This window comes from Rhodococcus sp. MT28, from assembly GCF_058792695.1.
In genome coordinates this window covers 1-19,115 of record NZ_JBXAFD010000002.1, presented here as the reverse complement: position 1 = coordinate 19,115, position 19,115 = coordinate 1, and the positions used below count along the sequence as shown (strand labels likewise).

General features: G+C 61.9%; 19 protein-coding genes and 2 pseudogenes. 14 read left to right on the top strand and 7 right to left on the bottom strand.

What is annotated here, in order from left to right; translation table 11 throughout:
• Positions 1 to 60 precede the first annotated feature (60 nt).
• The 5 genes from fepB to AC1Q6C_RS08350 are packed head-to-tail and all read left to right on the top strand — an operon-like array spanning position 61 to position 4,891.
• Positions 61 to 1,074 carry a Fe2+-enterobactin ABC transporter substrate-binding protein gene (fepB, locus tag AC1Q6C_RS08370; RefSeq protein WP_492666518.1) on the top strand — a complete coding sequence of 338 codons (1,014 nt, stop codon included), beginning with the start codon at positions 61 to 63 and terminating at the stop codon, positions 1,072 to 1,074.
• A 4-nt stretch (positions 1,075 to 1,078) separates the two neighbouring features.
• Positions 1,079 to 2,125 carry a FecCD family ABC transporter permease gene (locus AC1Q6C_RS08365; protein WP_492666517.1) on the top strand — a complete coding sequence of 349 codons (1,047 nt, stop codon included), beginning with the start codon at positions 1,079 to 1,081 and terminating at the stop codon, positions 2,123 to 2,125.
• Positions 2,122 to 3,177 carry a FecCD family ABC transporter permease gene (locus AC1Q6C_RS08360; RefSeq protein ID WP_083471228.1) on the top strand — a complete coding sequence of 352 codons (1,056 nt, stop codon included), beginning with the start codon at positions 2,122 to 2,124 and terminating at the stop codon, positions 3,175 to 3,177. Before AC1Q6C_RS08365 ends, AC1Q6C_RS08360 begins: the two co-directional genes overlap by 4 nt.
• Positions 3,178 to 3,202: 25 nt before the next feature.
• Complete coding sequence (locus AC1Q6C_RS08355) at positions 3,203 to 4,027, top strand: ABC transporter ATP-binding protein (RefSeq protein ID WP_208690085.1); 825 nt, start codon at positions 3,203 to 3,205, stop codon at positions 4,025 to 4,027.
• 21 nt (positions 4,028 to 4,048) lie between these two features.
• Positions 4,049 to 4,891 carry a siderophore-interacting protein gene (locus AC1Q6C_RS08350; protein WP_208690086.1) on the top strand — a complete coding sequence of 281 codons (843 nt, stop codon included), beginning with the start codon at positions 4,049 to 4,051 and terminating at the stop codon, positions 4,889 to 4,891.
• A 5-nt stretch (positions 4,892 to 4,896) separates the two neighbouring features.
• On the opposite strand, the gene AC1Q6C_RS08345 is transcribed toward AC1Q6C_RS08350, so the two are convergent.
• The 3 genes from AC1Q6C_RS08345 to AC1Q6C_RS08335 are packed head-to-tail and all read right to left on the bottom strand — an operon-like array spanning position 4,897 to position 8,152.
• Complete coding sequence (locus tag AC1Q6C_RS08345) at positions 4,897 to 6,090, bottom strand: winged helix DNA-binding domain-containing protein (protein ID WP_125052350.1); 1,194 nt, start codon at positions 6,088 to 6,090, stop codon at positions 4,897 to 4,899.
• Positions 6,090 to 6,731 carry a histidine phosphatase family protein gene (locus AC1Q6C_RS08340; RefSeq protein ID WP_058226800.1) on the bottom strand — a complete coding sequence of 214 codons (642 nt, stop codon included), beginning with the start codon at positions 6,729 to 6,731 and terminating at the stop codon, positions 6,090 to 6,092. The genes AC1Q6C_RS08345 and AC1Q6C_RS08340 overlap by 1 nt, the downstream gene beginning before the upstream one ends.
• A 14-nt stretch (positions 6,732 to 6,745) precedes the next feature.
• A complete protein-coding gene (locus AC1Q6C_RS08335; RefSeq protein ID WP_030537410.1) occupies positions 6,746 to 8,152 on the bottom strand; it encodes an FAD-binding oxidoreductase in 1,407 nt (468 codons plus the stop codon).
• Positions 8,153 to 8,292: 140 nt separating this feature from the next.
• Between AC1Q6C_RS08335 and AC1Q6C_RS08330 the strand changes: the two genes are divergently transcribed.
• Entirely contained in the window at positions 8,293 to 9,192 is a 900-nt protein-coding gene (locus tag AC1Q6C_RS08330) for a LysR family transcriptional regulator (RefSeq protein WP_058226801.1), read from the top strand.
• Between the two features lie 22 nt (positions 9,193 to 9,214).
• Here AC1Q6C_RS08330 and AC1Q6C_RS08325 read toward each other — a convergent pair whose 3' ends face one another.
• Both AC1Q6C_RS08325 and AC1Q6C_RS08320 read right to left on the bottom strand, forming a co-directional pair.
• Entirely contained in the window at positions 9,215 to 10,294 is a 1,080-nt protein-coding gene (locus AC1Q6C_RS08325; protein WP_223304474.1) for a helix-turn-helix domain-containing protein, read from the bottom strand.
• 9 nt (positions 10,295 to 10,303) lie between these two features.
• Positions 10,304 to 11,275, bottom strand: a complete 972-nt coding sequence (locus AC1Q6C_RS08320) for an alpha/beta hydrolase (protein ID WP_030537407.1) — start codon at positions 11,273 to 11,275, stop codon at positions 10,304 to 10,306.
• Between the two features lie 93 nt (positions 11,276 to 11,368).
• On the opposite strand from AC1Q6C_RS08320, the gene AC1Q6C_RS08315 reads away from it, so the two are divergent.
• From AC1Q6C_RS08315 to AC1Q6C_RS08305, 3 genes are all read left to right on the top strand, one after another.
• Positions 11,369 to 11,962: a hypothetical protein gene (locus AC1Q6C_RS08315; protein WP_161120498.1), complete on the top strand. Its 594-nt coding sequence runs from the start codon at positions 11,369 to 11,371 to the stop codon at positions 11,960 to 11,962.
• A gap of 161 nt (positions 11,963 to 12,123) precedes the next feature.
• On the top strand, positions 12,124 to 12,552 hold the full coding sequence (locus tag AC1Q6C_RS08310) for a YciI family protein (RefSeq protein WP_007735729.1): 429 nt from the start codon (positions 12,124 to 12,126) through the stop codon (positions 12,550 to 12,552).
• Between the two features lie 3 nt (positions 12,553 to 12,555).
• Positions 12,556 to 13,830, top strand: a complete 1,275-nt coding sequence (locus tag AC1Q6C_RS08305) for an RNA polymerase sigma factor (protein ID WP_283377112.1) — start codon at positions 12,556 to 12,558, stop codon at positions 13,828 to 13,830.
• A 30-nt stretch (positions 13,831 to 13,860) separates the two neighbouring features.
• Here the strand turns inward: AC1Q6C_RS08305 and AC1Q6C_RS08300 are convergent, their stop codons facing one another.
• Positions 13,861 to 14,274 carry a hypothetical protein gene (locus AC1Q6C_RS08300; protein ID WP_283377113.1) on the bottom strand — a complete coding sequence of 138 codons (414 nt, stop codon included), beginning with the start codon at positions 14,272 to 14,274 and terminating at the stop codon, positions 13,861 to 13,863.
• Between the two features lie 154 nt (positions 14,275 to 14,428).
• Between AC1Q6C_RS08300 and AC1Q6C_RS08295 the strand changes: the two genes are divergently transcribed.
• From AC1Q6C_RS08295 to AC1Q6C_RS08280, 4 genes are all read left to right on the top strand, one after another.
• Complete coding sequence (locus tag AC1Q6C_RS08295; protein WP_007735738.1) at positions 14,429 to 14,599, top strand: hypothetical protein; 171 nt, start codon at positions 14,429 to 14,431, stop codon at positions 14,597 to 14,599.
• Positions 14,600 to 14,657: 58 nt separating this feature from the next.
• On the top strand, positions 14,658 to 15,350 hold the full coding sequence (locus tag AC1Q6C_RS08290) for a TetR/AcrR family transcriptional regulator (RefSeq protein WP_007735740.1): 693 nt from the start codon (positions 14,658 to 14,660) through the stop codon (positions 15,348 to 15,350).
• A 145-nt stretch (positions 15,351 to 15,495) separates the two neighbouring features.
• Entirely contained in the window at positions 15,496 to 16,929 is a 1,434-nt protein-coding gene (locus AC1Q6C_RS08285) for a lipase family protein (protein ID WP_283377115.1), read from the top strand.
• 139 nt (positions 16,930 to 17,068) lie between these two features.
• Complete coding sequence (locus tag AC1Q6C_RS08280) at positions 17,069 to 17,767, top strand: type 1 glutamine amidotransferase domain-containing protein (protein ID WP_492666516.1); 699 nt, start codon at positions 17,069 to 17,071, stop codon at positions 17,765 to 17,767.
• A gap of 81 nt (positions 17,768 to 17,848) precedes the next feature.
• On the opposite strand, the pseudogene AC1Q6C_RS08275 reads toward AC1Q6C_RS08280, so the two are convergent.
• Positions 17,849 to 18,547, bottom strand: a pseudogene (locus AC1Q6C_RS08275) (HNH endonuclease signature motif containing protein); the annotation flags it as partial.
• A gap of 133 nt (positions 18,548 to 18,680) precedes the next feature.
• On the opposite strand from AC1Q6C_RS08275, the pseudogene AC1Q6C_RS08270 reads away from it, so the two are divergent.
• A pseudogene (locus tag AC1Q6C_RS08270) lies at positions 18,681 to 19,115 on the top strand (IS21 family transposase); the annotation flags it as partial.

Genomic DNA, 19,115 nt, shown 5'->3' with positions numbered 1-19,115 from the left:
TACCTCTGCCGACTGCGTTCGCAGCGGCGCACTCTCGTATCTTCAGAAAGCCACATACTCATGCGCAGATCTCTACGCCCGACGGCGGCAGTACTCGCCGCGGTCGTCGCCCTCGCTCTTGCCGGCTGCTCGAATTCGTCAGGTAGTGACACCGGAACCGAGGGCACCCAGGAAACCTCCGGGGCCACCGAGGGCTGGCCGCGCACCGTCGATCACGGCGGCCGCAGTACCGAGATCACTGCAAAGCCGACTCGGATCGTGTCCACCTCGCCGTCGTTGACCGGCACGCTGCTTGCGATCGGAGCGCCGGTGGTCGCGAGTGCGGCGACAACGCCGTCGGGAATGACCGATGACCAGGGGTTTTTCTCCCAGTGGTCGGGCGTGGCGGCTGATCGTGGCGTCGCGGTGCTCTACCGAAATCTCGAGCTGGACCTCGACGCGATCGAGACCTTCGAGCCCGATCTGATCATCGGCTCCGCTAACGGCGGCGACTCGACACTCGATGCCTACTCACAGCTGAGCGACATCGCACCCACTGTTCTTCTCGACTACGGCGCCAGCTCCTGGGAGGAGCTCGCTGATCAGCTCGGGGCTGTCACCGGACTCGAGAGCGAGGCCGCCAAAACCGTCGACGAATACGACAGCTGGGTCACCACCCAAGCCGCGAAGATCAAACTTCCCGAGCAGCCGGTGACGGCACTGGTCTACATGGGTGCCGACGGTGTCTGGACGTTCCGAGCGGACAGCCCGCAGGGCAATCTGCTGGCCTCGCTCGGCTTCACCTATGCCGAGCCCGCCGAGCAGTTTGTCGCTCCGGACAAGCGGGGTGCCTCCGGCGTCGCGATCGTCAGCTCCGAAAACATGTCTGCCGCACTAGACGGGGCGCAGACGCTGTTTGCCGTCTCGATGGGGCCCAAGGACGTGGAGAAGCAACTCGCGGCCGACCCGCTCCTTGCGAATCAACCTGCGGTCAAGGGTGATCGGGTATACGCGATGGGAACGGCAGCCTTCCGTCTCGACTACTTCAGTGCAAAGCAGACGGTCGAGTCGCTGGTGTCCACGTTCGGTGGATGACCGCGTGGGTGTTTCTGTGCAGTCCCGGACCGAAGCGCCACTGCGGTCCGGGACGGCCGCGCGTGCGGGGTTGTTGGTCCTCGTCTCCATCGTTGTAATCGTGCTGGCATCCGTCGGCGGACTCGTCATCGGCTCACGCAACATCCCCGTCTCCACTGTCCTCGATGCAGTTCTTTCCTACGACGCCGGTAACAACGAGCACCTGATTGTGATCGAATCACGTTTGCCTCGAACAATTCTCGGGCTTGTGGTCGGGGCCGCGCTCGGTCTTGCCGGCGCGCTGATGCAGTCGATCACCCGCAACCCTCTGGCCGATCCGGGACTACTCGGTGTGAACGCCGGAGCATCAGCAGCAGTCGTGATTGCGATTGCCTATCTGGGGGTGACTTCGGTCGGCGGCTATCTGTGGTTCGCGCTTGTCGGGGCGGCCGTTGCCTCGGTAGGTGTGTACATGTTGGGGTCGGCGCATCGCAGCGCCGCGACCCCAGCGCGCATGGCGCTTGCCGGTGCGGCTGTTGCGACGGCGATCACGGCTCTTACCAGCATGGTTCTCATCAGCAACGAGGCCGCATTCAATCAGTTCCGATTTTGGGCAGTGGGTTCGTTGCAAGGCCGCGGCGGAGACGTGATCGTCACTGTTCTGCCCTTCGTCATCGTCGGTATCGTGTTGTCGTTGTTGCTGATTCGTCCACTCAACGCAATCGCGCTCGGCGAGGATGTCGCCAAAGGGCTCGGTGCCAGCACCGGACCCGCACGGGTCGGATCCGCTGTCGCAGTCATTCTGCTGGCAGGGGCCGCAACTGCGGCGGCTGGACCGCTCGGATTCGTGGGCCTGGCTGCGCCGCACATCGTGCGCGGCGTCGTCGGGCCGGATCTGCGATTTCTTCTGCCGTGCGTGCTCGTTGTCGCCCCGGCATTTCTGCTCTTGGCCGACGTTCTCGGTCGCGTTGCCACCGCGCCGGGAGATCTGCAGACGGGGATCTCCGTGGCGGTGCTCGGTGGACCCTTGTTTGTTGCGCTCGTTCGCTCGCGTCGGGTGGCGTCGCTGTGAACGCGATTGCGGCGCAGCCGGTTCCACCGCTGTTCCGCGGCTGGGTGGTTCGACTCGGGCCGTACTCGTGGCGGATAGTTCCGCGAGTGCTGTTCGTAGCCGTGACAATCAGTGCGGCATTGGCGGCGCTCTCGTTTGCCACGCTGATGTACGGAACCTTGGATCTGTCCTTGGGGGATGTGTGGCGTGCCCTGCACGGCGAAGGCACCCCAGCGGCGGTTCGGTCCGTCCAGAATCGCCGACTGCCTCGACTGATCACGGCGATCGGTGTGGGCGGAAGCCTCGGTGTGGCCGGCGCGGTTTTCCAGACGCTTTCGCGCAATGTTCTCGGCTCGCCGGACATCATCGGTTTCACCACCGGCGCTGCGACTGCAGCCGTGGTTCAGATCGTCTTCTTCGGAGGCGGGGTACTGCAGACCGCGGGCGCCGCTGTTCTCGGCGGCATGCTGACGGCGCTTCTGGTGTACGCGCTGGCACGCAAAGACGGAGTCAGCGGCGGTCTTCGACTCGTCCTGGTCGGTATCGGCGTGGGCGCGATGCTGAGCGCCGTGATGTCGTTCCTGGTGGTGCGTGCGGATATCGACGACGCCACCGTTGTGCAGCAGTGGACGGCCGGCTCGCTGACCGGGCGCGGTTGGCCACACGCGGTCAGTGTTGCCATCGCCGTCGGTGTTCTCGTTCCTGCTCTCGTCGTGGTGTCCCGGCGCGTCACCATGATGGAGATGGGCGACGACGCAGCGTCCTCGCTCGGGATCTCCGCGGAGCGATACCGATTTGCCGGCATTCTGCTTGCGGTCGCGCTCACCGGCGCGGCGACCGCGGCCACCGGCCCCATCGCATTTGTGGCGCTCGCCGCTCCCCAGATCGCACGACGGTTGGCACGGCGCAGCGGTGTTCTTGTCGCGACTTCCTTCCTGCTAGGCGCAGTTCTGCTGGCGGGCGCCGACTTGATCGCGCAAGCGGTCGAGGTCGGTCTCCGCACTCCTGTCGGTCTTGTCACCAGTCTGCTCGGTGGTGCCTATCTGATCTGGCTGCTCGCTCGTCAGGCCTGAAAAAAACTCGCTACGAAAGAGATTCATGACTACTGCCACCCCAACATCGCGGCTGCGCGCCGAGAAGATCGAACTACGGTACGCCGATCGAACCATCGTGGACGAGTTGAGTCTCGAGATCCCCGAGGGAGGGTTCACCGTCGTCGTCGGACCGAACGGGTGCGGCAAGTCGACATTGTTGCGTGCGCTCGGCAGAATGCTGACACCTCGATCGGGTCGTGTTGTGCTCGACGGTAACGATATTCGGTCCTATCGAACCAAAGAAGTCGCCCGGCGAATCGCCCTGTTGCCACAGTCCCCGCTCTCGCCTGGAGCGATCAGTGTCGCAGACCTCGTATCCCGCGGCCGATATCCGTATCAGAGCATGCTGCGACAGTGGTCACCCGAAGACGAGCATGTTGTCTCCGAGGCCCTGAATGAAGTCGGAATGCGATATGCAGCAGACCAATTGGTGGACGAGCTGAGTGGGGGACAACGTCAGCGGGTATGGATCGCCATGACGCTTGCGCAGCGCACCCCGGTGTTGTTGCTCGACGAACCGACCACCTTTCTCGACATCGCCCACCAGATCGAGGTTCTCGACCTCTGTTCCCAACTCCACCAGTCCGGTCGAACATTGGTCGCGGTCCTGCACGACCTGAACCTCGCGGCCAGATATGCCACGCACGTAGTTGCCATGCGGTCCGGAAAAATTGTCATGCAAGGCAGTGCCTCGGACGTCTTCACCCCTGAGTTACTGCGCGAAGTCTTCGACCTCGAGGCGCTGGTTCTCGAAGACCCGGAAACCGGACGGCCACTTGTTGTTCCGCGTGATCGAAGACCTGTCAGTCAGCTACCCGTCCACAACTGAACCACCGATCAGGAGATATCAATGACTACCGCATCTCGACCTGAAGAAACTGAAACGTCTGCGTCGGCAAAGGCGCCACGCGGAGAAGACCACGACCGCGGTCTCAACGACGTGGTTGCCGTCGTCGAACGCGTCGAACGGCCGACCGAGAGCATCTTGCGCATCGCCGTCCAGTTGACTTCGTCGGCGGACGACCCGAATTGGTTGCGGCCCAACGTCGCATTTCGCATCCAGCTCGGTCCGCAGTACGGCGACGTCTCTCGCGTCTACACGGTGCGCACCTGCAACGCGCCGAGCAGTTCGATGACCTTCGACGTAGTGCTGCACGGCCACACCAGCCCGATGATGAGGTGGGCCGCCGACCTGCGTGTGGGTGACACGTTCTCACTCACCGGTCCTCGCCCGCACTTCCTCGTTCCCGAGATCGCCGGGCGCCGCGTCGCACTGTTCGCCGACGACACCGCGATACCTGCCCTCTATTCGATTCTGCTTCAGTGGCCCGAGGGACTGACCGGCGTCGGCTGGGTCGCCACCGGTGACGCCGAGGCTTTCGCGGAACTACCCGTGATCCCCGGCCTCGAGCTGCACCATGTCGAAGATGGCCTCGCCGGGTACGCCGTCGAACTCGAAAACCCAGGAGACTACGCGGTGTGGGGTGCCGGGGAACGGGACGAGATGCGAGCCATTCGAGCGCATTTCCGCAAGACAGTCGGCCTGGCGAAGGACGATGTAGTTGTCTTCGGGTACTGGAAGCGAGGGGTCAGCACTACCGAGATAGATCAGAACCGACTTCGGAACTACACGAGCATCCTCGAAAACGGCGGCACGCTCGCAGACATCGACGATCTGGCAATCGGTATCTGACGCTATCACCGGGCACTAGTGCCGGCGGGAGGTTCGGGAACGTCGTGCCTCATCGCCTGTGAGACGTACCCCGTGCCGATTCTGACGCCGCCCAGCCACTCGGTGAGGCGCGCCGCCTCGGCATCGAGAGAACGTCGCGCAGACGCTGACACGGTCTCGAGCAATCGAACGTGCACCACACCGGTTTCGTCTTGGATCCAGCACCCAACGACGCGACCGTCGACCCAAGCGGTGGTGCCGGCATTACCGCGGGTGTCGAAGAGTTGGTTGCGGTGCGGGCCGAGGTAGAAGTCACGGTTCTTCCACCCCATGATCGTCGGGTCGAGCACCGGTAGGAGTGCCACCCAAGGACCTGGATCAGGCACCGTGGCGACGTCATCGGGTAGCAACCAGCCGGTGTCGCCTCCGTCGAGTGAGACTGCAACGGCGTCGAGTTCGGCGAGGGCGGCCCGGACGACCGTCTTCGTCGAGCCCAGCCACCAGACGATGTCGTCTACCGTGCCCGGTCCGAAGGTGTAGAGCCAACGGCGGACTATTTCTCGATAGCCGTCTGCAGATTCGAGATCGACGGGGGCGTCGTCGAGCCAGTGTCGAGTGAGAGTCCACAGTGGGCGTGAGACGGGGAAGCGTGCGGTGTTGGTGCCGCGCATGATGTCTGCGGTCGCCCCGAGATGCGTGAGAACCCTGGGTGCCGACCAGATTTCACCTGCCGAACCCTCGACCTTGACGTCTATCATCGGCACGGCCTGACGAATCTCTACCGCTGAAAGCCCTTCAGGCCTATCGGTGAGCAACTTCAGCACTTCCGTCCGTGCGCGATCGAGCCAGTCGTTGCCGTCGACGGCGAGTCCGGCCTTGACGACATCCTTGGCCATTCGTGCCCGCTCGGTGTTCGCGACGCGGGCGGACGCACTCGACCACGCGGCCGGCAGCAAGTCGCAGGGAAAGGTGAAGAGTGTGCGGCGCATTGCCAATTGCTTCACGAGACTGCGTTGGTCGTACAGGGCGCGGTCGACGTCGGCGGCGTCCACGGACCGAACCCTCGCCCAGCAAGACAGATAGACCGTCGCTGACTCGGTGGCGTGCAGTACCGTCATCGCCCGCGTGGCAGCTTCCGGCGAATCGACGTGAAACATTGGCTCCAGCGCATGACGTACTCCTATGCGAGCACGGCGTTCGTCGTCGGAGACATGGCGCATCAGGCCATCGTGCCACAGTCCAGGTGCGTCGTATCAGCTAGTTGCGCGAGGGTTCGGTTGCGCCAGTAGTCGTCGTGTCGGAGATGTGTGATTGCACCCGGGGCGGTCGCGAAGGTCGCAAATCCTGCGGCGTCGACGGGAATCTGTAGCCAGGCGGAGACGACGAATGTGTGTGCAAAGCCGTGGGTTACGACGATGTGATCGTGATCGAGATCGTCCATCAGTTCGCGCATGCATTCGTGAACCCTTGCTGCGATGTCGCGGCGGGTCTCGGCACCGGCAACGGGGCCACGGTGATCGAGGCGGTTGTTGTCAGGGGCCGGGACCTGGCGCTGGGCCAGCCACGAGTTCGGGCGTCCTTCGGCTTCTCCGAAGCTGATTTCGCGCAATCGAGTGTCTGTTGTCGCCGGAGCATCGAGTGTCCGGGCGATGATCGTGGATGTCTCGGTGCACCGTTCGAGGTCGGACGAGGTGATGCGGACCGCGCGCGAAGTTCCGGTGCGTCGTCGTTTCAGTGCTTCGGCGATCAAACCTGCATCGCGTCGACCAGCGGGGGTGAGAACCGAATTGTGCCAACCGCCGACTACGTCCTGCGCTGTGTGTTCGGCATGAGGATGAGTGACGACGTAAAGATCCTGCATGAGACCCCTCTTGCTTACCCGACTTTTTCCGGCAACAGTATTCCAGGGTTGAGGATTCCACGGGGATCCCAGGAGGATTTGATCAACTGCATTGCGGCGATGTCGGTTTCAGTGCGCCCCAGCGATATCCACGGCGACTTCGCGCGGCCTATCCCGTGCTCGGCGCTGATGCTTCCATGGTGGGCGGCGACGAGTCGGAACACCATATCGGTCAGTTCGTGTGCGACCCTCGGCTCGGCGTCCAGAAGGTTCACATGAATGTTTCCGTCGGCGAAGTGCCCGAACAGGATTGGCCGCACGAGGGGGAATCGTTGTGCCAGGCTTTCTCGGAGGTTGTCGATGAACATTCCCATCACGGACAAGGGGACGGAGATGTCGAGTTTGACTACCGGCGTCGTCGACGACGCGCTGATGCTTTCGGTATGGCTTTCCCGCAGAGTCCACAGTTTTCGAGCCGGCCCAGGCTCGACCGTCGCGTCCTCGATGAGGTCGGCAGAGTCGGAGAGTACTTCGAGGAGCGACTCTTCCGTTTCACGCGGTGATGACACCTCGATGAGTGTGTACATCGGTGAAGGGGTTCCGAACGGGCGACGGGCATCGGTGTGTGCGCAGACGAGGGAGATGCCGTCGTCGGTCATGATCTCGGCGGCTTCGACGGTCAATCCGCTCTGACGCACGCGATTACACAAATGAAGCGCTTGATCGACGTCGCGTACACCCGCGAGCACGACCTGGGTGTCGGTCGCCGGGGTGACCAGCTTCATCAGGACCTTGGTGATGACTGCGAGCGTTCCCTCACTGCCGGCGAGAAGTCCTGGAATGTCGTATCCGACATTGTCTTTGACGAGTGGAGTCCATCTACTCAGTACCGAACCGTCCGCGAGCACGGCTTCGATACCGAGTATCTGTGCGCGTGTATTTCCGTATCGGACCATGCGCGTCCCACCGGCGTTGGTTGCGACGATGCCGCCGAGTGTTGCGGATTCCTTTGATGCCAAATCGATTCCGAAGCGGAGACCGTGTGCCGATGCGGCCAGGTCGGCGCGAGCAACGGTCACGCCGGCGCCGGCTGCGATTGTCCGACCGATCGGGTCGACGGCTTCGATCGTCTCCAGACGTCTGGTACTCAGCACCACGGACCCAGTCGAGGCGATTCCACCACCGACCAGTCCGGTGTTGCCGCCTTGCGGTGTGACGGGAACCCCCGCGTCGAAGCATGCTCGAAGAACCGCAGACACTTCGGAAGTGTTGCCGGGGCGGATGACCGCGATCGCGTCGCCGATCCAACGTCCCGTCCAGTCACGTGTGTAGCCCTCGATCAGTTCGGGATCGGTAAGGACATGCGTGTGGCCGACGATCTCAGCTAGGGCGTCGAGAAGCCTCGCGTCTGTTGCAGGTTCAGTGAGTGTTCGGGGGTTCATGTGCAACCTTGTGATCGTTCGGGTGACAATTTTCGGGAGACAGACGGTGGATCAACGTGAACTCGATCCTCCGACCTCAGGTGATGCCGTGTCCAAGACCAAGTAGTGACACCACCATCTGTTTTTCTTATAATCGCCGTATGAACCTGCAGCGTGCCCGTTATCTGATCGCTCTGTCGGATCATGGGAGCTTCACTCGAGCCGCTGCGAACGTCCACGTCGCGCAATCGGCCCTCAGTCAGCAGATCAAGGTTCTCGAGCGCGAACTCGGAGTTCCGCTGGTGGATCGTCGGGGTCCGCAGTTCACCTTCACGGAAGCCGGCAAGGTGGCGGTACGAGAGGCGCGCTTTTTGATCGGGTGTGCGGACCGGGCGGTCGAACGAATTCGGTTGGCCGCGCGCGGTGTGGACGGAGAACTGCGCATCGCGTACACCCGTTCGTGGGCGGGCGGCGCAGTCGCGGATCTGGTCAGCACCTATCGAAGGCTCTACCCGGGCGTCGAAGTTGTCGTTCATCGTGGCACTTCGGCGCAGACTGTCGACCTCGTCCGAACCGGAGCCGTCGACATCGCGGTTGTTCGCCCGCCGCTCGATGAAGACGATCGAGAACTTCCCCTGATCGTCCTCGATACCGAACCTATCCTGGTCGCTGTTCCCGTGGATCATCCGTTCGGTGGTCGAGCGACGCTCGAACTCGGAGATCTGGTGGATGTCCCCGTTGTGTTCTGGCCGGAGGCCAACGCCCCGGGGATGTATTTGCGTACGCTCGAACAACTTTGGCCAAACGGGGCGCCCAGCATCGTTCGATTCGAGGCCGACGACGAGCAGGTGCTGCATGCCGTCTCGGACGGGGTGGGTATTGCGCCGATCCCCCAGGGCAGAGCGCGGATGCTCCGCATCCCGGGTGTCCATCTATGTGAGATCGCCGGTGAGCAACCAACTCTCGACGTGGCAGTGACCTACCGGCCGGATAATCCGAATCCGGCGCTTGCGCCGTTTGTTGCGCTCGCTGAACGCGAAAGATCGTCAACCACTGTGTAGTACCTGTGATGCGCGGTGGGTCCTATCCGCCATCGAGGACCAGCATCATGGCCGTTGCGCGTGCTCGGTTCTCGATGGAATCGACGTGGAATCCGACGTGCTGGGACAGTTTCGCCAATCGGTGCGCGACGCTGCTGTGGTGAAGATGCATGGAATCTGCTGCGGCCCTCAAGGTTCCGGACTGCAGGTATGACCTCAAGGTTTCGAGTAGTTCTAACCCCTGTTTGGTATCGCCGATCTCTTCGGCACGAACCAGATCCGGTATTCGCGAGTGATCGATGTGTGGTCCCGGCGCCAAGAGGTTGAGGGCGCCGAGATCGTCGGCGTTCACGATCGGTGTTGTTGCCGACGCCTGTGTACGAGCGAATCGTGCAGTGCTCAGTATTGTGCTCACTTCGGAAGCGGGAGCAGTCAAAGATATTCCGGCGCGAATGAATGACGACAGCGCGGCCTCGGACAGCTCGGGTGTCGCCGCGAACGAACCCGTCACGAGATTCAGATACTCGCCGTCAGCGTCTATCCCAGTGGCTTTGCCAGGTTTGTAATCTGGCGAAATGACAAGGTGTGCAGCACCTTCGGCCGTGCCTGAGACTGCCTTGGTTGCCATTACACGGACTGGGGTATGGGGTTCGATACCGAGACCGGCGCAGGAGGTGAGCACCGCGAGTTCATCCATCGGGAACAACAGATTTCGAGTGTGCTCGGCTTCGGTAGGCAGGCGTCGCGGTTGCAGAATTATCGCTGCGGTCAGGGCCATCCGGTCGACGAGCATTTCGTCGAGTGGCAAGCTGGCCCCGGGTCGTTCGATCCATACCGTTCCGAGAACCTCGTCGTCTACGGCAATGTTTCTGGTCATGCTCGGTGGGAGCTGAGGATCGGGTGACCATCGGCCGCGCGGATCGCAACGGCGCAAATTCTTCTTGCTTCTGCCGCGCTCGACGATCTCGATACCCACGACGCAGTCCGCCAACTGCGCGCTCGCACGAAGCAAAGACGCGGTGTCGGAGCCGTGCCGCACGAGGGCGTCGAAGTAATCGATGACACGTACCAGGCCTGCCGAGTCTGCATCGAGCTCGGCAAGCCGGTACATCAGTCCTTGCATCTCGCAACGCTACGAGACCGGCGAGAGCGAACGCAACCCTCTCCTGAGCGCAGTGAGGGCTTCGGCGGCACCTCTTTCGCTGACCGCGGCGGTCGCGACCAGTGCCGACCCGTGAAAGGTTCCGGGGAAGGAATGCAATTCGACGCTGACTCCCGCTTGCAGCAGCCGAAGGGCGTATTCGATTCCTTCGTCGCGGAGCGGGTCGAGTTCCATGGTGGACAGGTAGGTCGGCGGCAGACCGGTGAGGTCGGTAGCCCGGGACGGCGCAGCGTAAATGGACACGTCAGGATCTTCGGGACCGGAATACGACCCGCCGAGATAGTACTTCCACGACAGGATGGCGTTAGGGCGGTGCCACAAGGGGGTGTCGACGAAGTTCGTCATCGAGACCGTCGCCAGGCGGTCGTCGAGTTCAGGGATTTCGAGGAATTGGAAGGCCACGGGCACAACGCCCTCGTCACGGGCTTTGAGGACAGTGCCTGCGGCCAGTCCACCGCCTGCGCTCTGCCCTCCCACTGCGATGCGGCGTGGATCGACCCCCAGCTCCTCGGCATGGGCGTGGATGTAGAGGAGTGCGGCGTAGCAGTCGTCGACGGGGCCGGGGAAGGGGGTTTCGGGGGCGAGGCGGTACTCCACGTTCGCAACGGCGAATCCGAGTTCCCGCGCCACCTCGACGCAAAATGGATCGCTGGATTCTGCGGTGCCGATTGCGAATCCGCCGCCATGGATCCAGAGCAGAACGGGGACAGGGCCGGCAGTGTTGTCCGGGGTGAAGAAACGAATCGTGACCTCCGGATCGCCGTCCAGGCCGGGTGCCGACAGTTCACGAAGCGTGACTCCGTCGAATGACAGGTCGGCCAACATGGTGCCGACCAGAGCGTCGTAGGTGGCCCGTGCGTTGGGGAGGTCAGCGAAGTCCACCTTCGGGAGCATGGTGAGTGCCGCGGCGAGTTCGGGGTCGAGAGTCGGGAATGTTGTCATGCACCCATCATCGAGCCTGATTGTGGCCTACGTCACCAGCGGATTGTAGGAAATCGGAGAGTCTCCCTCCGACATCCGTCGGATCTCCCTAGGATGACGCCGGTGGACAGGGTGCATCTCGGGGTGGGTTCGAGCGATTCGAATAGTGGGGCACGGATTGGTGGACGACCTCCGCAGGTTTTCGCTGGTCAGGCGATTCTGCGGTCGCACGAGTACCTTCTGACGCTCGAGGCACACACGGCGCCGTGGCTCGGCGTGCGAGAGCTTTCGATCTTCATCCGTCGAGGTTTCTCCATCGGCGACGACGACCTCGAATACCCGGACATCGGGGTTAGGGCAGTCCTGCACCCCTCGTCGTCACGAAGTGCGGAATCGGCGGGCAGCCATGCGGGCCTTGGCAGCGCGGCGTTGATCAGGATTCCCTCGGACGACGAGGTGATGCCGTTGGTGTTGATAGCTCCGCAACCGGTGCTCATTCAGAACGAACCGTCCTACGCCGATGCCGTCGAGGCAGATGGACACAGCTTCCTGTTCCAGATCAACGAAGAGGGGTGGCCGGTGGTTGCTGAGTCCCACCCCGATTTCGTAGAGGAGTACCTATTCGGTTACGGGTCGGTGTATTTCTACGGGAGCTCTGACGCGACCGGGCTCGTTCGCGAAGTTGTGCCGGGATTTCTCGACTTCTGACCGGCCCGACGGCCCGTCCGCCGATACCGTGGGCAGCGTATCGCGACCGGCGGTTATGTCCTCGGAAAAATTGTTTCGGAAGTTTGTCGATCGGTGAGTGCGCCGTTCGACGTGTAAGCAGAGGGACCGAACAGAGCGGTCCACGAACGAAGGAGATTCTCATGAAGTACATGCTGATCATGCGTTCCACCGATGAGGCTATCGAAGCATCCAAGGACATGGACTTCGACGAGATCATCGCGGCGATGGGGCAGTACAACGAGTCCCTGATCAAGGCAGGTGTCTTGCTGGCCGGTGAGGGACTGGCGATGGAGGAGGGATTCATCGTCGATTTCGAGTCCGATCCTCCGCTGGTCTCCGACGGCCCGTACGGGGAGACGAAGGAGTTGTTCTCGGGATTCTGGATCATTCAGACGTCGACCAAAGACGAAGCCTTGGAATGGGCGAAGCGCTGCCCGCTCGGGCCGGGAAGCAAGCTCGAGGTACGCCGCGTGAGCGAGATGTCGGACTTCGATCAGGACAACGAGTACATCCAGAAAGAGGCCGGCTGGCGTGAAGAGCTCGGTACCGATCGTCCGGTCGCAGGCTGAACCATGACCGACGAGGCGGTGCGAGAAGAAACGAGAAAGGCTGTCGACGCGGTCTGGCGTATCGAATCCGCGAAGATTGTCGCCACGTTGACTCGCACCGTCGGAGATCTTGATCTCGCCGAGGATCTGGCCGCGCAGGCTCTGCTCGAAGCCGTCGAGCAGTGGCCCGCGACGGGGGTTCCGAGAAACCCCGCTGCCTGGCTGACATCTGTGGCGACACGACGAGCAATCGACGGGTGGCGACGACGTGAGAGGTTGGACGAGCGCTACGCCCACTTTGCGCGTGAACTCGAGAACGACGCTTCACATTTCGACGACGTCAGCTGGGATCCGGACCGCATCGACGACGATGTCCTTCGCCTGATGTTCATCGCCTGCCATCCCGTGTTGAATCGAAAAGCGCAGGTGGCGTTGACGCTTCGAGTGGTGGGCGGTTTGACCACGGAAGAGATTGCGAAAGCGTTCCTCACGCCGACGGCGACGGTGCAGCAGCGGATAGTCCGCGCGAAGAAGGCGCTGACCGCCTCGAAAGCGGTTTTCGAAGTTCCAGGGCGAGAAGAGTTTTCGAGCAGATTGAGCGCCGTCCTCGGAGTGCTGTACCTGGTGTTCAACGAAGGCTATGCAGCCAGTTCCGGGGACGAGTGGATGCGGGCGGAGCTCAGTGCTGAGGCTCTGCGGCTCGCGCGAATACTCGCCGAATTGGTCCCCAGGGAGTCCGAGGTACACGGCCTTGTCGCTTTGATGGAGCTGACAGCCTCGAGATTCGGCGCTCGGACAACCTCGACCGGTGAACCCATCCTGCTGGCTGACCAGGATCGGACGAGGTGGGATCGCCTACAGATCTCGCGTGGGCTTGCCGCGCTGGAACGAGCTGACGCCGTCGGGCGTGGACGAGGCCCGTACGGCCTGCAGGCGGCGATTGCCGAATGTCATGCGCGAGCAGCAACTTTCGAAGACACCGATTGGAAGAAAATAGTCATCCTCTACGAGGCTCTGGCGCAACTGGCGCCATCGCCCGTGGTCGACCTCAATCATGCGGCGGCGGTATCCATGGCATACGGTCCTGGCCCTGCGCTCGAATTCGTCGACAAGCTTGTCGCTTCAGGTGAACTGGCCGACTACCACCTGCTTCCCAGCGTTCGGGGGGAGTTGCTCAGTCAGCTCGGCCGATCCGAGGAGGCTAGAACCGAACTCCTCGAAGCGGCTCGGCTGACCGGGAACGAGCGTGAGCGCGCTGTGCTGGTCGCGAAAGCAGATGCGCTGCTGCCGGATCGGTAGTGACGCGATTGTTAGTCGTGCGATTGATAGTCAGGGCTGAGTCGGATCATCATTGGGCACCATGGGCGGCATCCCGACTCCGTAGGGATCGAGCATGTCCGATACACGTCGACCCCACCGTTCATGCGCGGACTGACGGGTCATTCCCGCTGCGCGGCCGATGGTTGACCATGTTGCGCCGAATCTACGCAGGCTCATGACGCTTGCCGTCGAATCGATACCCGCGGCGAGCTGAATCCGGAAACAGGCCAACTGCCACGCCATCTGACGCTGCGCCGGGATGTCGGTGTCCTGTTCTGTCTCCCACTCAGGGCTGCCAGGTAAAGGATCTGTTCCGACAATCTTGTCTGCCTGAGTGCCGGCCTCGGTGATCGCGGCGTTGACCGTGGTGATCGCGGCGGTCTCGATCTTCGCAGTCAGGGCGCGTTCGATCAGGTCTTCCATGAGAAGTTCTCCTTTCGTCAGGACTAGCCTGACAGGCGCTGTTGAATTCTGTCAAGATTCCCCTGACGGACTTTGAGTTTAATTAATGCACGATTTATTTGTGTACTATCTAAATGGTCTCCGGTTCTGTTGACCGTCGTCGAAGGGGTTGCTGGTGAAAATCGTGGTTTTGTCGTTCCTGGTGGCGTTGACTTTGATGACGGTCGGGATCATCGCCGCGCGCAACCGCAGCACTCGACCTGCCGTGACCGGGGCAGTTACTGCGGCGTCAACGGTTCTCGCTGCCGCCTGGACACTTTTTGCCGTGGCCTTCGTATTGGCCTGATCGTGCTGCAGTGCCGGTGCGCCGGTAGTGGTGGTGAAGGAACTTTGCAGCAGGTCAGATGCGTTTTGTGTGCGGCGCGATGCCGCATACTCTGGCAGACGTGGCAATTGCTGAAACAGACAGAAACTACGGCGGAAGGTCGGTCGCGGCTCGCAAGGCCGAACGCCGTTCTCTCTTTTTGAATGCTGCTCTCAGCGTGTTTGCAGACCAGGGGTATGCCGGAAGTTCGGTGGCGGATATCTGCGCGTCCGCGAGTCTGGCCAGAAGGCAGTTCTACGACGAGTTCGGTAGTCGCGAGGATCTACTCCTCGCGCTGTATGACCAGATCCAACTCGACGCCAGAATTGCAATGGTCGACGCACTCGATGCAGAGCCTTCGGTCAATCTCCGTGACAAGGCAGCGACGGCCATGGCCGCCTTCGTCGAGTCGGTCGGAAGTGACCCACGACGCGCACACGTTGCCTTCATCGACGTCGTAGGTGTCAGTCCCCGGGTGGAAAAGCATCGTGTGGACCAACGTTCGGTCTGGGCAACATTTTTCGAGTCGATCATCAAAGGGATCGTGGGCGAAGATTACGAACCGCCAGGTGGTTACCGGTGGGCGTCCACCGCCTTCATCGGCGCGCTTACCGCGCTGGTGCACCAGTGGAGCACTGCGGAGCCTCGTCCTCCCGTGTCGGTACTGGTCGATCTGATGACGGTGCTCTTGAATGCGTTGATCGACGACGCGCCCCTTCACGCCGACGAATAGGTCACGAACACCAGGGGATTGTAATCCAGCCCACAACGCTCTACTCTCGTCCTCAATGTGTTAGACACTCGCATCTAACTTGTGTGCTAGTGATGAGAACTGCGGCAACACAAGGCAATCTGTGCTTTTCCGGGGAGGAATTGGTATGGGACGACGCTGGACAACTGACCGACAATGCGGGGGCCTCGCAATTGCCGTGATTGCAGTAATCGGGCAGATCGGACTTTCGGCACCTGCCTCAGCGGCACCGGACGAAGGTGTTCCCGCCCAAATTCAGGTCCAGCCTGCCCTGCCGCCTGCGGTTGCACCGCCTTTGCCTGAACTGGACCAGGCCTTCTATGAACCGCCTGTCGAGGTCGTCGAATCCAGGGAACCGGGTGAGATCATCGCCGCTCGTGCGGTGAATCTCGGTACTCTCAACCTGATTCCGACCAACGTGGATGCGTGGCAGATCTCGTATCGATCCAATAATGCTGCGGGCGAGGCAATTCCTGCTGTCACCACAGTGATCAAGCCGCGTGGCGACACTCGCGATGGAGGCCCGCGCCCGCTGCTGTCCTTTCAGATGGCAGAGGATTCACTCGGAAACTACTGCGCACCTTCGTATGTCATGCAGCAAGGCGCGTTGCCGTGGCTGGTGACGGGCGCTGCGACCGGTGGGGCTCAATTCCTCGAAGTGCAGGCGGCACTGGCGCAGGGTTGGGCATTGTCGGTGCCCGATCATCAGGGACCCAATTCTTCCTTCGCCTCCGGCCCCGTCGCGGCCCGGATCACGCTCGACGGTATTCGTGCTGCTGAGAACTTCGAACCCATGGAGCTGCAAGGGCGGTCAACTCGCGTAGGGCTGCTCGGCTACTCGGGTGGATCGATTCCTACCGGTCACGCAGCTGAAATACGGCAGGCGTACGCGCCGGAACTGAATATCGTCGGAGTCGCCGAAGGTGGTGTTGCCCCGGATCTCGGCGCTTTGCTCGACAATGCCAACAACGCTCTCGGGGCCGGGATCGTCGCTGCCGGTGTAATCGGAGTGAGCCGAGAAGATCCTGAACTTGCAGGTTTCATCGATCAGCACATAAACCCTGCCGGCCGAGCGCTTTTCGCTGCCAAGGACAACCTGTGCATGCTCTGGACGTCGGCTGCAGTGCCCTTCCTCAACATCAAGGGCTTCCTCGATGTCCCGGGAGATCCGGTCCAACACCCCACGGTGAGAGCTGCGCTCTCCCGAGCTGCCATGGGTAAGTCTGTTCCTGACGTGCCGATGTACATCTATCAGTCGAATCCCGACTGGTTGGTGCCTGTTGGCCCGGTGAACAAACTTGTCGATACCTATTGCCAAGATCCTTCTGCGAGTGTCGTTTACACCAGAGACCACTTCAGTGAGCATGTCAGCATGGAAGTCGTCGCTTTGCCGAGTGCTCTACTGTGGCTTCGCGATCGGTTCGCTGGTGTGCCTGCTCGGCAGGGATGCAGCACCTTCGACGCTGGATCCATGGCGCTTGATCAGAGGACCTGGCCAGTCTGGGTGGATGCGGTCGGTGAACTCGTCGCAGGCCTGTTCGGCAAGCCGATCGGGACCTGACGGGTGACGTGATTCTGCGGTGGTGAGGAATTCTCACAAGGGCAGCGTGTTGCACTGACTGGACGTTATTTCATTGATCGGGCCTTGAAGATGGTGTCTTGTCACCAATGGGTTCCTTTTACCGACGAAAGGTTGCGCGATGACAAAGCTGTTGTTTGCGGTGACTTCTGCAGATCACTGGACGCTGAAGGACGGAACACCCCACCCGACCGGGTACTGGGCGGAAGAACTGGTCGAGGCGCATCGCGTTTTCGTCGACGCCGGCTACGAGATCGTGATCGCGACGCCTGGCGGTAAAGCTCCCGTTGTGGACGAGGGAAGCCTGGCGCCCGAGGTGAACGGCGGGCAAGAAGGCGCCGACCGTATGTGCAAGTACATCGCCGATCTGCAGCCGGTGCTCGATTCGCCGGAGATTTTGGAGAACGCCGATGCTGCCGATTACGACGTGGTCTTTGTACCGGGTGGACATGGACCGATGGAGGATCTTGCGGTGTCGGCATCCTTCGGTGAGCTTCTCGTGAACTTCTTGGACGCGGACAAGGTGGTCTCGGCGGTCTGTCACGCGCCGGCGGCACTCCTGCCGGCCCAGAGACCCGATGGAAGCTGGCTGTTCGACGGCTATCAGCTGACCGCGTTCACCAACGAAGAGGAGACGCAGGCTGGTCTGGCGGACAAGGCTCCGTGGCTGCTCGAAACTCGCCTACGCGAATTGGGCGGCAAATTCTCGAAGGCTGAGGCGTGGTCGCCTTATGTCGTGGTGGACCGCAAGCTCTACACCGGTCAGAATCCGGCGTCGTCACGGCCTCTCGCCGAGCGGATTGTCGCCGACTTGGGCTGAGCATGTCTTTTGGCGCCGCATCGAGGTCTCCTCGATGCGGCGCTGGTCCGTGTTCTGTTGTCGCCAAAGAGGTTTGACCTCTCAGGTTTTGAAGGTGGTGTTCGCCGGTCGCGGGTGCTGCTGCGGGTCGATCGAGGGTGGCGGGATGAACCAGGGTTTGTTGTCGACTCCGATCCGAATCGCCCACTTCCCGACGAACCCGGATTTGCGGTGCATCAGCCGGTGATGTGAACGGCACAGCAGGACCAGGTTGTTCATCACCGTCGGGCCACCGTTCGCCCAGTGCCGGATATGGTGCGCATCGGTCCACGCCGGTACACATGTGCAACCCGGGAACGCACAGCCTCTGTCTCGGGCAATCAACGCCACTCGCTGTTCGGCGGTGACCAACCTCTTCCCTGGTTTCGCATCGAGCGGCGCGCCGTGATCGTCGAGCAGGACGGTGGAGAGGAAACAATCACACCCGAGAAGCCTGGTCTGCGACACCGACAGCGGTCCCAGCCAGGGCATGTGCCCGACATCAAGATCGGACAGCTCCAGTGAGCCGTCATCACCCGAATCCGAAGACTGTGCGGCACAATCCCGATGCTCAGCCAAATCACGAGCATTGATGTGCACGTTCACATGCGGACGCTGACCACCATCGGTACCGGTCTTGGCGCAGTCCAGATAACGCCGGATCAGTTCGGTGAACCCGTCCGCAGTCCGCTTCGCCGCCGACCGAGAATCCGGCGTCCCGTCCGGTGCCGGGGTCAGCTTCGTCAGATTCGACAACGCCGATGTCGACGGCCATCGTAAGCTCCCCACTGGCGGCCATTTATGGCGCATTTTGTGGCCATGGTTTCTCCCCGCGTACGGCCAGATAGTTCCCCACCTGCTGTGAGTCAGATTCGGTCCCGGCAACGCTGGGTGGATGAAATCGAGCAGGGAGATCATGGAAATTTTGGAGGCGTACGACCTCACGGGTAGTTATCGGGCGGCGGCGGAGCTGGCTGGGTGTGATCACCACACGGTGGCCCGGTATGTGCAGATGCGCGCTGCGGGGCAGCCGCCGGACCGCCGGCGGCATCGAGCGCGGGCGATCGACGACTTTCTGCCGAAGATCGAGGAGTTGGTGGTCCGCTCGCAGGGCAAGGTCCGCGCGGATGTCATCCACGAACGGATCGTCGCGCTGGGGTTCACCGGCGGTGAGCGGACCACGCGCCGGACGGTCGCGGAGGCGAAGGCCCAGTTTCGGGCTGGTCGGCGGCGAGTGTATCGGCCGTGGGTAACCGAACCTGGGCTGTGGTTACAGTACGACTTCGGTGACGGGCCAACGATTTCCGGCCGGAAGACGACGTTGTTCTGC